Source organism: Burkholderia alba (assembly GCF_034721475.1).
Taxonomy (GTDB): Bacteria; Pseudomonadota; Gammaproteobacteria; order Burkholderiales; family Burkholderiaceae; genus Burkholderia; species Burkholderia alba.
On sequence record NZ_JAWJWL010000010.1, the window covers coordinates 194,786 to 207,750 of the forward strand.

The window sequence follows — 12,965 nt, forward strand, 5'->3', positions numbered from 1 at the left end:
CGCCGTTCGCACCGATATCCGCCTCGCTCAATGAGGCGTCTCGACCGATCGGGGATATGACAAGACAGACAACCACCCTCGGATGTCGTGAAAAAAAGGCCGCTCCCAAGGGTGGGTGAAGGGAATTGGAGCGGCCCGTTGAATGCCTGTAAGACGCCTGGATCGATCAGAACTTGTAGGTTGCGCCCACCTGAACGAAGCGGCCGTAGTACATGTACAGCGACTGGTCGTAGCCACCCTGGCTGAGCGCGTTCTGCCAGACGGGGTCGAACGGAGGCGCGCGGTTGAAGATGTTGTTGATGCCGCCGTACAGGGTCCAGTGCTTGAAGCCGGTGTAGTTGACCATGAAGTTGAACTGGCTGTACGACGCCACGCTGTTCTCGGCCGGGCTCGGCGCGGAGACCGCCAGCGCTTGCGAGTACGGCCCCGTATACTCCCAGGTCAGCGTCGCGTTCCACTTGTGATACGCCCAGTTCAGCTCGGTGTTGCCCTTCCAGCGCGGGAAGCTGGCGCCGAACGGCTGCGTGATCGCGAAGTTGTTGCCCGCCGAGTCGACCGTCGGGCTGCCCGGGAAGCCGATCTTGAAGTGATGGACGTAGGCCCAGTCGGCCGTCAGCGTAAACGTCCCGATCTGGGTCGGCAACGATTGGCGGAACGTGCCTTCGAACCCGTCCGTTTCAAGCGTACCGAGGTTCTGGTACGGCAGGACCACATACGTGATCTGGCCCGTGACCGGATCGCGCACGACCTGCGACGGATTGTTCGCCGCCACCACCGTGTTCAGGTTCGCCTGCCCGATCACGTTGTCGATGAAGATCTTGTAGAAGTCGAAACCGAAATCGGTGGTCCGGGTCGGCGACGTCTCGAAACCGATGTTGATATTGCGCGTCCGCTCGGGCTGAAGGCTCGTGTTACCCGTTTGCAGCGTGTTGATCAGCGTGTTGCCGTACTGCTGCAGGCCGATGTTTTGCGACGGCGTGTTCTCGACGAAGGTCGGCGCGCGGAAGCCGCGATTGTACGAACCGTACATCGTGAATTCCTTGATCGGCTGATAGCGCAACGCGAAGCGCGGCGAGAAGGCACCACCGAAATCGCTGTAGTGGTCATAGCGGCCGGATTGGCTGAACGTCAGGTTCCGGATGATCGGAATGTCGAACTGATAATACACAGCCGCGACATTGCGCGAACCGGCCACGGCCTGCGTCAGCGGATTGGCGACCGACCCGTCCAGCGACGGCGAGCTTTGGCCGATGAATTCGCTCTCGTGCAGGAACTGCGCGCCGAGACCGAAACCGACATCGCCCGTGGGCAGCTTGAACAGGTTCGGCGTCGACAGCGTCGCATCGATCGCGTCGAGCTTCGACACGCCTTCGTTGCCGGTCTGCATGTAGAGACCGTTGAGCGCATTCGGCGTCGCAGACGGGTTCGCGAAGTTGAGCGTGCCGTTCTGATAGATGTTGTTCAGCACGTTCGCGTTCAACACGTTGTTGAACGTGTTGGTCACGATGCTCTGCGAATGGCTGTATGCCGCGCTCCAATCCCAATCGCCGTACGACGGCGTGGTGAACGACCCCTTGAGACCGGTGGCGAAGCGCCAGAAGGTCGAGCGCGTCGTGTCGGACTGGGCGGCCGGGAAGGTATACGCCAGCGGTGTCGCCGCGCCCGTCGTGTTGTACGGATTGCTGACGGGCACCTGGCTGTTGAACTGGCTGAGCTGCCCCGTCGCCGGATTGAGGAGCAGAGTCGGTGCCGACGGGCTGCCGACCGTCACCGTGCCGTTGTTCTGGTCGGTATTGTTCGAGCTGACCCACAGGTCGCCGAATGCCGTGATGGCGTCGCTCACCTTGAAATCGGCATGCACCTTCGCGCTCAAGCGCTCGGTCCACGGCGCGATCGACGTCGACTCGGCCGAGTTGGCGCCGCAGATCGTGCCGCCCATGCCCGCGCCGGCCGTCAGGTAGTTGCTGGCGGCCGGCCGCACCGAGCCGCCGAACGGGCAGCCGCCGCTGAGCGCCTGCGCGGTGGCGCCGCTGTTGGTCTGCCAGAACGAAGGCGACAGCAGCGACAGCCCGCCCGCCTGGTTCGTGAAGTCCTGATTCTTCGTCGTATCGCGATCGGCGAGCGTGAAGCCGTTCGCCTTGTAGTAGCTCGCGGCGGCCGTCACGTTGAAGCGATCGGCATTGAGGTCGCCGAAGCCGCCGAGGATGCTGAACTTCGTCGTCCCCTGGCCGCCCTGCGTCGCGCCGCCGTAGCTGCCGTCGAGTTGCAGGCCCTGGAAGTTGTGCTTGGTGATGATGTTGACCACGCCCGCGATGGCGTCGGAACCGTATTGCGACACCGCGCCCGTCTTCACGATTTCGATGCGGTCGATAATATTGAGCGGCAGCGTGTTCAAATCGAAGAACGTGTCCGTTCCGTTCGACGCGAACGCATACGGTGCGACACGCTGGCCGTCCACCATCACCAGCGTGTACTTCTCGCTCAAGCCGCGCAACGCGATGCCCGCGCCGCCGGCCGCGAAGCCGTTGGTCTGGCCTTCGCTCCAGCTGCTCGCCGAGTTGGCCGACACGCCGCGCATGAAGTCGGCGACGTTCGTGTAGCCGCTATCCTGAATATCCTTGGCGGTGACGGTCTGAACCTGGTTGTAGCCGACCTTGTCGGCACTGCGGATCAGCGAACCGGTCACTTCGAAGCGCTTGATCTGCGTGACGTTGCCTTGCGTGGTCTGCGCGGGCGCCGCAGCGGCCGCGCCCGAAGCTGCCGCGGGTGCCGCAGCGGCCGCGCCAGAGGCCGGCGCGGGTGTCGCGTCCGATTGCGCAAGCGTCACGGGCGGGCTTTTCGCCACGGTCTCCGCGACTGCCGCCGCCCCCGGCGCCGGCTGGCTTTGCGCGTAAACCGGCACGGCCAACGTGGCGGACAACGCCAGTTCGGCCCAGACGATCCGTTTAATGGCCAACGCCAATGCTCTTTGTCTCATATTTCTCCTCTCACTCGTCAGTAAGACCCCACCATTGCGCACCCGGAAATCTTTTGAACCCCGTCGTGCGTATCCCGACACTCGCGTGCCAATCCCGTTATTGCCGTCTTTCATCATCACTGCCTGGAATCTGTCGATGCGACGCAACCGTCGAATCCGCTGCTTCATCGCCCGGACATTTATTTAGCCGTACTAATTTCTGACAAAGAACGTCGACTTTCTTACCGACTCATTTCACACCGCTGGAATTTCCATCTTCAATCCGTTGATTGGCGCTCCAATCGTATAATCACCGGATAAACACCTAGAACTTCTTACAGAATTATTTTATCCGGCCTCCAATTCGATTCTCTTCGCCGGAATAATCCCTTCAATACCGTCGACACGGTCTCCACCACCTGGTCGATATCGACACATCGGACATCGAGCGCCGAGATTGTGTAGAGGAAACCTTCGAGCGTGGCACCGTCGCACTGCGCTCGATCCACTCCAAAAACGGCTTATATATCGTCACTTCCATCGGTTCGGCAAACATGGTTCTCGAACCGTCGATGCCCTGCAACTACCCTCGCCCTCATCGGCGCGGTGGCCCTGGCACCTATTCATCAAGTGGCAGCACCATAGCAAGACAGAATCCCGTGGTCAAAATCTGTTTGATATAAGCGAATTATTTTTGATGAGCCAAAGTGAACGAATAGTTATATTTTTTCATTATGCTAACAAGCGATCGGACAATTGACTGATGATTGGCTGGAAGCATTATTTTCATTTAACTTTCCATAATTGAAACGAGTGCATTCGAAACACTTACCGATCAGACCGCCCATATCTTTCGAATCGCCTGATGCGCCCCTCAAATCGCTGCCACATCCCGTCGAGCGCCTGATCGACTTCGGCGCAAGCGAATCGTCCCTCTCGCGCGCACGCGGCAACATGGCCGTCCCGAACGAAGCCCCCGCCTCGGCTGCATTCAGCGCGTCGATTTCCGGACTGCGTCGATCACGGCAACCTCGGGCACAGTCCGCGCCATTGGACAGGACGCTCGCTGCCGGCCTCGCGTGACTCGGCATGCATCGACATTCCATCAAGGAAACGATCCGGCGACCGGCATCGAGCATGCCGGCCTCGCGGCAGCCGTGTCCGTCGGTCGAGACCGCCGGCGACCGGCATAATAGGCGCTTGCCCGCCCCATCATCGCCGCGAGGACCGCGACATGCTGCTCACCACGCTTGAACAACTCGAAGCGCTTTACGGCCAGCCGACCGATCGCTCCCGCTGGAAGGAGATCGCATACCTGAGCGACGACTACCTCGCATTCGTTGCCGCGTCGCCGTTCATCGTGCTGGCGTCGTCCGGCTCCGGCGGCCTCGATTGCTCGCCGCGCGGCGACCAGCCCGGCTTCGTCCGCGTGCTCGACGCCCGCACGATCGCGATCCCCGATCGGCCCGGCAACAACCGGATCGATACGCTGCGCAACGTCGTCGAAGACGGCCGCATCGGGGTGCTGTTCATGATCCCGGGCGTCGGCGAAACGCTGCGGATCAACGGCCGCGCCACGCTGTCCGTCGATCCCGATCTGCTGGCGTCATTCGCGGTCGACGGCAAGCCGCCCCGGAGCGCGATCGTGGTCGCGATCGACGCCGTGTATTTTCACTGCGCAAAGGCTTTCCTGCGCTCGCAACTGTGGGATGGTTCGAAGCACGTGCCGCGCGCGCAACTGCCGTCGACGGGCGACATCATCAAGAAGCTCGCGCCGGTTCCGTTCGATGCGCAGGAGTACGAGCGGGATCTCGCGGAACGCAATCGCACGCGCTTGTACTGAGCGCAATACCCGCTGCGGGCGCAATGAAAAAAGCCGCCGGCACGTACATGCCGGCGGCTTCGATTTTTCAGCGCGAACCAGGCTCAGCGAAAGAGCGCCCGGAATGCGTCGCGGCAAACGCCGAATATACTGCGGCGCTTGGTGGTGCCGCCGTCGAGCGACAGCATCGGGTCATAGTAAGCACGCGAATCGCTGACGTGCGGCAGATCGGAAACGAGAAGAGCGAAGTGCATGGTGTGCCTCCCTGAAACGGGTATGGTGTTTCGCGCGACCGGGAAACCGGCGGGAACACGAGGCACGACGCCAGGCTGGCTGGACGGGTGACGGGTAGAGCCGCGGATTTCCGCTATGCGCAGGTCAAAAAAGTTCGGCGTAAAGGGCAAGAGTCACTGTCACTGCCGGGCATGGCTACTCCTTTATGGCGTCGGAAACGCATGAATCGGACCGCGTGCCGGCCGCCCTTCGGCGCGGCACGAACGAAAACCGTTTCGCGACGGCGGTGCGTGCGAAACCGTACTCCGCGGACACATGCGCGCTGGAGCGCGAACGCGTCGACGACGTAACGAATCAGGTGCGGAAGCTGTGAGAAATCACGAAACTGCGACGCGCACCGTCTTGCCTGCTGGCAGAACGGCGGCGGTGAGGCGGGCGTTCTGCCTGTCAGGCGAAAAGACTATTCGGGGATCGACTACTGCTACTGTCCAAGGCAAATGCCCCTTTAACTAGATACTTTCAGTTTAAGTACGAAAGCACCACCCCGTCAAACACTATCTAACACTCTGACGGCCGTATTTAAACGTGCTTAACAGTTATGTCGTCCATTCTTTGCCATGATGCAATCAGACAGCGACGGGGCCACCGTTCAGCACGCACCCTACGCCAAGCGATCACAGAATCTCCATGGCGTAGGCTGACGGTTACCGATGCTCGTCGACCGAACGCCTTGAACTCCTGCTCGATACGTGCCGCCGCACGATCGCCTTCGATCCCGCACCGCACCATCGCATCAATCGACCCCGCCGTTTCGCATCGCGAGGTCGCCAACACGCCACGTCGCCGGACCAGCGATCAGTGCGCACAGGTCTCAACGCTTTGGCAAGCGGCTTAACATCTTGTTTCCGAATCGGTGGAACATCGTTTGCCCTCCGCGATCAGACCTTATCGCAGTACCCCTTGATATCCCACTCACGAACCACAAACAGAGGGAGATAACGTGAAATACTTACCGCTCATCGCATTGACTGTGGCGCTTTCCGCCTGCGCTTCGCAACCGCCCGCAGACGTTCAAAACGTGGGACAAAGCCAGAAGCCCGCCAAGGACGTGGCCGCGTGCATCGCGAAGTCCTGGGCCGACAAATCCCAGCAGCAGGTCATCTCGCAGGAAGTGCTGGCCAACGATCTCGCGAAGGACGTCTACGTGCCGGGGCAGCAACCGCCGAACGGCGCAGCCGCGCTGGTTCGCCCGGCCCGCTCGGGCAACGCGGCGACCTGGGTCGGCTTCCGTTCCGGTGGCGGCGCCGCCGGCGGCGAGGCAACCAGCGACATCAACGGCTGCCTGTAACGCCTCGAGCAACGGCGGAATCCGGTGCGATTCCGCCGTGCCGGACCAGCCCCGCATCGCGGGGCTTTTTCATTGGCGCACACGATGACGCTGTCCGCATCATTTCGTCGCATTCAGTTCCTGTGCGGTCGGTTCCTTGACGATCTGTCCGCCGTGCTTCGCGATCGCGTGAGTCCGCTGGTTCTGCTTGACCGTATCGGCGCTCGGCGGATAGTCGGTCTTCTTCGCCGGGATCACGCCGTGATGCTGCGCATCGACGAGTTCGGCCCGCACCTGTTCGCGCGTCTTGCCGCCCGTCGGGCTGGTTTGGGTGGACGGCGGCAGCTCTGCGAATACCGCGGCCGATACCGTCAGCGAAGCTGCGAGCGCAATCAGTTTTGCCGCTTTCATAGCAATCTCTCCTGGTAGGTTCCTCGCTTCGTTGTGCGAGTGAGTCCATTCTGGAGAGGCGACGGTACGGCTCCATGAGCCCCCGATGACAAATTTGCAATGATCCGCTGCCCGCCTCGACCGTTGTATCGATGCCAATCGCCGGCTTGCGCGATGAACAATCGTGAGACTAGAATCCGCGCTGTCTCAATTCAAGGAGCCGTCCCATGGACGCATGCTCAGGTAGTGACCCGCGACCGGCATTCGCCGGCGCCTTCATCGCGAGCTAGCGTTTCGGGGATCGCCCCACGCCGCTAGCCCGCCCTCCGGCTAGCGCGCATCTCTGCCATCCGTTCCGCGGATGCGCATTCTGCACGCCCGGCTCATCGAACCGCCGAACCACCGCGCCCGCTCGAACGCGCGGGGACCGGCGGTGCAACGCACCGAACGGGGTCGATCATGTCCTGGGTTTCAATGTTTCGCTTCAGCGTGCCGGTTCTGCCGCGCGCGCTCTTCGCATCCTGCGCGTACGTGCTGGCGGGTTGCGCGGCAGCGCTCGCCGTCGCGGTTTTCGTGCGGCCGCACTCTCCGTTGTCCGTCGCGCTGTCGGCCGCGCAACCGTTGAGCTGGTGGTTCAGCTAGGCGGATGTCATGCGCGACATCGCCGCTCGGGCATCGCGGCCGCGCAGCCCGATGCGTTACCGCACGAGCGGCATATCGGTCCGGCCGGGCGCCGGTCCGATCACGCTGGCCAGCTCGAACGTGTGATGCTCCGCGAACACGACCGGCGCTTCCGCGCGCTGGAAACGCAGCGCGCCGCGTGCGCCGAGCACCGTGCCGCGTACCCCGTCGCTCAGCAGCGCCGATCCTTCCGGTAGCGCGAGCACCTGCTCCGGCGCGTTGATCTCGAGAAATTCCGCGAGGCGCTCCTCGCGGCTCTCGCCGTGATGGCCGGGCGGCTTTCCCGAAATGAAATGCGGATTGATCTGGAACGGCACCAGTTCCAGCGCGCGCAAGGTCGGCGGCGCGACGATCGGCATGTCGTTGGTGGTCCGGATCGTCGGACACGCGATGTTGCTGCCTGCGCTCCAGCCGATGTACGGCGTACCGGCGCGAACCTTGGCGCGGATCGCGTCGACCAGCCTTGCGTCGTACAGGCGCTTGAGCAGCGCGAACGTGTTGCCGCCGCCCACCGCGAGCGCTTCCGCCCGGCCGAGCGCAGCGAGCGGATCCGCGTGCCGATGGATCGATTCGAGCCGGTAGCCGAACGCGGAGAACGCGTCCCGCACCTTCGATTCGTAGGCGTCGAAGTCGAGCGACACGCCCGCATACGGCACGAACAGCACATGGCGCGGTTCGCGCCGTAGCACGGCATGCAAGGGCTCGGCGGCGTGTTCGAGGTATCCGAGCGAATCGGTGCGGGAGCTGCTCATCAGCAGAACGCGTTGCGACATCCAGAGTCTCCGGGAAAAAGCGGGCCGGCGCGACTCCGGCCCTGGAACGCCCGAATCATCGCACCGAATCCCAGCGCATCCCACCTGCCGTCGTGACGAAATACGCGCCGTACCCGACGCCACTCGCAAGAATTCCAACTCTCCTATCGATTTCTTTCTGTCACCTGTCATTTCGATGACGCTCTGTAGGCTTACTCTGCGTATCCATTGAACCGGACGGGACAACCGATCGACCGGCGCGCGATTCGAACAGGGTGGATGACAATGGCTTGGATACGACGCATACGGCACGCCGGCTGCATCGCTTTGACCGCGCTTGCCGCGGCATGCAACGGCGGGCCCGACTCCGCTCCCGTCGCGAAGCCGGCCAACCCGGCCAACCCCGGCAACCCCGCCGATCCCACGCCGCCCCGCGCGAAGGTGCTGCTCGTCGGCGTCGACGGCGCCACCTACACGCAGCTCCAGACCGCCCTGCTGCAGCGCGCGCTGCCGAACCTCGCGACGCTCTCGATCATGCCGAGCGCCACGGGCGGCGCAACGGGCACGTCGACCGAACAGGCGCCCGTCGATGCACCGAGCTGGGCGACGGTGCTGACGGGCGCCTGGCGGAATCGCCATGGCGTGACGGACGACGGCTCGGCCGGCGCACTGAAGGCCCCGAGCCTGTTCCAGGCGATGCGCGCCGGCGGCGGCACGCGCCAGCTGGGCGCGGTCACGAGCACGGCGGTGCTCGCGGCCATGCTCAAACCCGAACTGCGACGCGGCAACTTGGACACGCAGATCGACTGCGCGATGGCCGAGGATTGCGTGACGCAGAATGCCGCGAAGCTGATCGGCTCCGGCTACGACCTGGTGTTCGCGCAGTATGCGTCGCCCGGCACGGCGGCCGCGGCCGAAGGTTTTCGCAACGGCGGCTATGCGGCCGCGCTGAAGCGCATCGACGCCGCGCTCGGCACGCTGCTCGGCGGCATCGCCGCGCGCCGCGCGTCCAACCCTCGCGAATCGTGGCTCGTGCTGGTCACGACCGGCCACGGGCTGGATGCGACCGGCTCGGCCACGCCGATTGCATCCATCGAGAACCGCACCGCGTTCATCGCACTCAACACGCCGACCAACGCGCTCGCGCCGCTCGCCGCGCCGGTTCCCGTCACCGAAGCCGCGCTGAGCGCGCTGCCGAGCGAGGCCGACGTCGCGCCGACCGTGCTCGCGTATGCCGGACTCGCACCGGATCCGGCGAGCACCCGCTTCGCCGGCGCGCCGTTGATCGGCGACGCGATCGGCGCGCGCGGCATCGGCAGCACCGTCAGCCGCTATCGCGACACGCTCGAATTGAACTGGACCAACCCGACGCCGTCGAGCGCGCCGATCACGCTGTGGCGCGACGGCAAACCGCTCGCGACACTCGAACCCGGCGCGACCCGCTATATCGACGGCAACTTCGGCGTTGCGAACGGCCCGCAAAGCTTCGATTACTTGCTGATGCGCAACGGCGTGCCGCTGTCCTACCAGGCGCAGATCGACTACGTCGCGCCCATTGCGCTCGCGACCACGCTGCGCGACGGTCTCGCGCTCTACTACAGTGTCGACGCGCTGCCGCCGCAGGACGCGAAAGGCCAATCGACGCTCGGCCCCTGGTCCGTCTCGCCCGACGGCGGCAGCGCGAGCGACGACAATTTCGCCGGCCGAGCACTCAAGGTCGATTCGCGGATCGATTCCTATCAGCTCACGCAAACCGGCCAGGACATCGCGCAAAGCCCGCAGTTCACCCTCGGCTTCTGGTTCCGCTCCGACTGCACGCAAGGCAACGGTACCGGCGAGCCCATCCTGTCGAACAAGAACTACACATCCGGCGCGAACGCCGGTATCGCGATCGGCCTGTTCGGCAGTTGCGAAGTGCGCTTCAACCTCGGCAGCGGCGGCCGGCGCGACGACATCAACGGGATGAAGTTCAGCCCGAACCAGTGGGTCTATCTCGCGCTCTCCGTCGACACGCAAGCCAAGCTCTTCAGCGCCTACATCCTCGATCCGGTGCTCGGCGTGCAGAAAACCGAGAACCGGGCGATCGCCAGCACCGACGTGACGAAGCTCGCCGGACTCGGCACCAGGGTCTGGGGCATCAACGACGATGCAACCCACAACTACTACGGCAACAACCCCGACGCGCTGCGCGGCGCGATGGAACTGAACGACCTGGCGATGTGGACCCGCCGCCTGTCGCTCGCCGAACTGACGTCGATCAACGCCTCGCGGCAACCGCTGTCGTCGCTGAACCCATGAACCCCGTCACCCCTGCACGCCCAGGAAGGCCTCGTCCGATGAAGTCCCCGTCCCTTCTCGCCCCGCCCGCGTCGCCCCGTCCGCGCTGGCTCGCCGCCGCGCTCGTCTGCGCGGCGCTGGCCGCCTGCGGCGGCGACGATTCCGCGCCATCCGCCGGTTCGGGCAAGCCCGCCACGCCGCCCGTCGGTTCGGACGACCCATCCGCGAAGCCGGGCGAACCCGGCCAGCCGCCCGCGACCACGCCGAGCCTGCGCTGCGCGCCGTGAGCCGCGCACGCCTTCCCGACCGATACGCCTTGAACCGAATCCAGATCCCGACATGAACAGCAGACGCAACTTCCTCAAGCTGGCGGGCACCGGCGCCGCTGCCTCGGCCGCACTTGCCGCCTTTCCCGCGTCGATCCGCCGCGCGCTCGCGATTCCGGCGAACAACGCGACAGGCACCCTGCGCGACGTCGAGTACGTGGTAATTCTGATGCAGGAGAACCGCTCGTTCGACAACTACTTCGGCACGTTGAACGGCGTGCGCGGCTTCAGCGACCGCTTTCCGATCCCGCTCGCGGGCGGCCTGAACGTCTGGCAGCAAACGTATACGGACAAGAGCGCAAGCCGCATCGTGCTGCCTTACCACCTGGACAGCAGCGCCGGCAACGCGCAGCGCGTGAGCGGCACGCCGCACAGCTATCCCGACGCTCAGAATGCGTGGGATCTCGGCCGGATGAATCGGTGGCCGACCTACAAGCAGCCGCAATCGATGGGCTACTACACCGCCCAGGAGCTGGATTTCCAGTTCGCGCTCGCGAACGCCTTCACGATCTGCGACGCCTATCACTGTTCGTTCCATGGCGGCACCAACACCAACCGCCTGTTCCACTGGACCGGCACCAACGATCCGAGCGGCGCGCGCGGCGGACCGTCGATCGACAACATCGGCGAATCGCTGGACGGCAAGGCGAACTACACGTGGACCACCTATCCGGAACGGTTGCAGGCGAAAGGGATCAGCTGGAAGGTCTACCAGAACCTGCCGGACAACTTCACGGACAATCCGCTCGCCGGCTTCCAGGCGTATCGCGATGCCAACCGCAAGCGCGGCAATCAGCCCGACGGCTCGCCGTTCCCGCCGTACACGCCGAACGACGAAACCGTCAGCCCGCTGCTCAAGGGCGTCGCCAACACCATGCCGGACAGAGGGTTCCTGCAGTCGCTGAAGGACGACATCGCGGCAGGCACGCTGCCGCAGGTGTCGTGGATCGTCGCGCCCGCCACCTATTCCGAGCACCCGGGGCCGTCGAGCCCCGTGCAGGGGGCGTGGTACACGCAGGAAGTGCTGAACGCGCTGACCGCGAATCCCGCGATCTGGAGCAAGACCGTGCTGATCGTCAATTTCGACGAGAACGACGGCTTCTTCGATCACGTGCCGCCGCCATGCGCCCCCGCGTACGACGGCGACACCCTCGCCGGCAAGTCGACGGTCGACACCGCGGGCGAGTATCACACCGACAAGCACCCGTATGGCCCCGGCCCGCGCGTGCCGATGTACGTCGTGTCGCCGTGGAGCCGCGGCGGCTGGGTCAACTCGCAGGTGTTCGACCATACGTCGGTGCTGCGCTTTCTCGAAAAGCGCTTCGACGTGGCCGAGCCGAACATCAGCGCCTATCGCCGCGCGGTCTGCGGCGACCTCACGTCCGCGTTCGATTTCGTGAATCCGAACGGCGCGGCCGCGCCGTTGCCGAACCGCGACCTGAAAACCGCCGATTCGATCCGCGCAAGCCAGGAGAAACGCCTCCAGGTGCCCGTGCCGTCCACGGCCGCGCAGCGCGTGCCGGCCCAGAAAGCGCAATCGCGCCCGTCACGCGCGTTGCCGTACGAATTGCACGTCAGCGGCCGCGAGGATACGGTCGGCAAGACGATGTGGCTGATTTTCCGCAACACCGGCCAGGCGGCGGCCGTGTTCCACGTGTACGACCGCCTGCATCTGGACCGGGTGCCGCGCCGCTACGCGCTCGAGGCAGGCAAGGAACTGAGCGACCGCTGGGATGCGTTCGCGACCGACCAGGGCAAGTACGACCTGTGGGTACTCGGCCCGAACGGCTTCCATCGCGCGTTCCAGGGCAGCCTGTCGGCCACCTCGGCGGCAGGCGCGAGCATGCCGGAGATCCGGGTCTGCTACGACATCGCGAACGCCGACCTGTACCTGACGATGATGAATCCGGGCGCGGCGGCCTGCACTTTCTCCGTGAAGCCGAACGCGTATCGCAACGACGGGCCGTGGACCTTCGAGATCCCGCCGGGCAAGCAGATCGACCAGCACTGGCCGATCGGCCGCCAGGACAACTGGTACGACCTCACCGTCACGGTGCCGCAGGGTGGTTTCTCGCGCCGCTTCGCCGGCCGCATGGAGACCGGCAAGGACGGCCGGTCCGATCCCGCGATGGGCGTCTAGGCGGCCCGGCGACGCCGCAACGACGCGCGGCGGCCGTTCCGTGGGACGGCCGCCGCGCGT

10 protein-coding genes are annotated in these 12,965 nt (G+C 64.5%); 6 read left to right on the forward strand and 4 right to left on the reverse strand.

What is annotated here, in order from left to right; translation table 11 throughout:
- Nucleotides 1–166: 166 nt before the first annotated feature.
- Nucleotides 167–2,977, reverse strand: coding sequence for a TonB-dependent receptor domain-containing protein (locus RZR99_RS14000; protein ID WP_323120369.1), 2,811 nt, complete (start codon nucleotides 2,975–2,977; stop codon nucleotides 167–169).
- Nucleotides 2,978–4,190: 1,213 nt separating this feature from the next.
- Between RZR99_RS14000 and RZR99_RS14005 the strand changes: the two genes are divergently transcribed.
- Complete coding sequence (locus RZR99_RS14005; protein WP_323120370.1) at nucleotides 4,191–4,799, forward strand: pyridoxamine 5'-phosphate oxidase family protein; 609 nt, start codon at nucleotides 4,191–4,193, stop codon at nucleotides 4,797–4,799.
- Nucleotides 4,800–4,882: 83 nt separating this feature from the next.
- Here the strand turns inward: RZR99_RS14005 and RZR99_RS14010 are convergent, their stop codons facing one another.
- Nucleotides 4,883–5,032 (reverse strand): hypothetical protein, encoded by a 150-nt coding sequence (locus tag RZR99_RS14010; protein WP_323120371.1) that lies wholly within the window; start codon nucleotides 5,030–5,032, stop codon nucleotides 4,883–4,885.
- A 980-nt stretch (nucleotides 5,033–6,012) separates the two neighbouring features.
- Here RZR99_RS14010 and RZR99_RS14015 point away from each other — a divergent pair.
- Complete coding sequence (locus RZR99_RS14015) at nucleotides 6,013–6,360, forward strand: hypothetical protein (RefSeq protein WP_323120372.1); 348 nt, start codon at nucleotides 6,013–6,015, stop codon at nucleotides 6,358–6,360.
- A gap of 99 nt (nucleotides 6,361–6,459) precedes the next feature.
- Here RZR99_RS14015 and RZR99_RS14020 read toward each other — a convergent pair whose 3' ends face one another.
- A complete protein-coding gene (locus tag RZR99_RS14020) occupies nucleotides 6,460–6,750 on the reverse strand; it encodes a DUF4148 domain-containing protein (protein ID WP_323120373.1) in 291 nt (96 codons plus the stop codon).
- Between the two features lie 438 nt (nucleotides 6,751–7,188).
- On the opposite strand from RZR99_RS14020, the gene RZR99_RS14025 reads away from it, so the two are divergent.
- A complete protein-coding gene (locus RZR99_RS14025) occupies nucleotides 7,189–7,371 on the forward strand; it encodes a hypothetical protein (protein ID WP_323120374.1) in 183 nt (60 codons plus the stop codon).
- 56 nt (nucleotides 7,372–7,427) lie between these two features.
- On the opposite strand, the gene pepE is transcribed toward RZR99_RS14025, so the two are convergent.
- Nucleotides 7,428–8,183 (reverse strand): dipeptidase PepE, encoded by a 756-nt coding sequence (gene pepE / locus RZR99_RS14030; RefSeq protein WP_323120375.1) that lies wholly within the window; start codon nucleotides 8,181–8,183, stop codon nucleotides 7,428–7,430.
- Nucleotides 8,184–8,447: 264 nt separating this feature from the next.
- Between pepE and RZR99_RS14035 the strand changes: the two genes are divergently transcribed.
- The 3 genes from RZR99_RS14035 to RZR99_RS14045 are packed head-to-tail and all read left to right on the forward strand — an operon-like array spanning nucleotide 8,448 to nucleotide 12,905.
- Nucleotides 8,448–10,460 (forward strand): LamG-like jellyroll fold domain-containing protein, encoded by a 2,013-nt coding sequence (locus tag RZR99_RS14035; protein ID WP_323120376.1) that lies wholly within the window; start codon nucleotides 8,448–8,450, stop codon nucleotides 10,458–10,460.
- Nucleotides 10,461–10,498: 38 nt separating this feature from the next.
- Nucleotides 10,499–10,726 carry a hypothetical protein gene (locus RZR99_RS14040; protein ID WP_323120377.1) on the forward strand — a complete coding sequence of 76 codons (228 nt, stop codon included), beginning with the start codon at nucleotides 10,499–10,501 and terminating at the stop codon, nucleotides 10,724–10,726.
- 52 nt (nucleotides 10,727–10,778) lie between these two features.
- Complete coding sequence (locus RZR99_RS14045; RefSeq protein WP_323120378.1) at nucleotides 10,779–12,905, forward strand: phosphocholine-specific phospholipase C; 2,127 nt, start codon at nucleotides 10,779–10,781, stop codon at nucleotides 12,903–12,905.
- Nucleotides 12,906–12,965: the final 60 nt, after the last annotated feature.

Coding starts and splice junctions, on each gene's coding strand:
- pepE (WP_323120375.1), bottom strand. CDS start 8,183: ATGTCGCAACGCGTTCTGCTGATGAGCAGCTCCCGCACCGATTCGCTC.
- RZR99_RS14005 (WP_323120370.1), top strand. CDS start 4,191: ATGCTGCTCACCACGCTTGAACAACTCGAAGCGCTTTACGGCCAGCCG.
- RZR99_RS14045 (WP_323120378.1), top strand. CDS start 10,779: ATGAACAGCAGACGCAACTTCCTCAAGCTGGCGGGCACCGGCGCCGCT.
- RZR99_RS14010 (WP_323120371.1), bottom strand. CDS start 5,032: ATGCACTTCGCTCTTCTCGTTTCCGATCTGCCGCACGTCAGCGATTCG.
- RZR99_RS14025 (WP_323120374.1), top strand. CDS start 7,189: ATGTCCTGGGTTTCAATGTTTCGCTTCAGCGTGCCGGTTCTGCCGCGC.
- RZR99_RS14000 (WP_323120369.1), bottom strand. CDS start 2,977: ATGAGACAAAGAGCATTGGCGTTGGCCATTAAACGGATCGTCTGGGCC.
- RZR99_RS14020 (WP_323120373.1), bottom strand. CDS start 6,750: ATGAAAGCGGCAAAACTGATTGCGCTCGCAGCTTCGCTGACGGTATCG.
- RZR99_RS14035 (WP_323120376.1), top strand. CDS start 8,448: ATGGCTTGGATACGACGCATACGGCACGCCGGCTGCATCGCTTTGACC.
- RZR99_RS14040 (WP_323120377.1), top strand. CDS start 10,499: ATGAAGTCCCCGTCCCTTCTCGCCCCGCCCGCGTCGCCCCGTCCGCGC.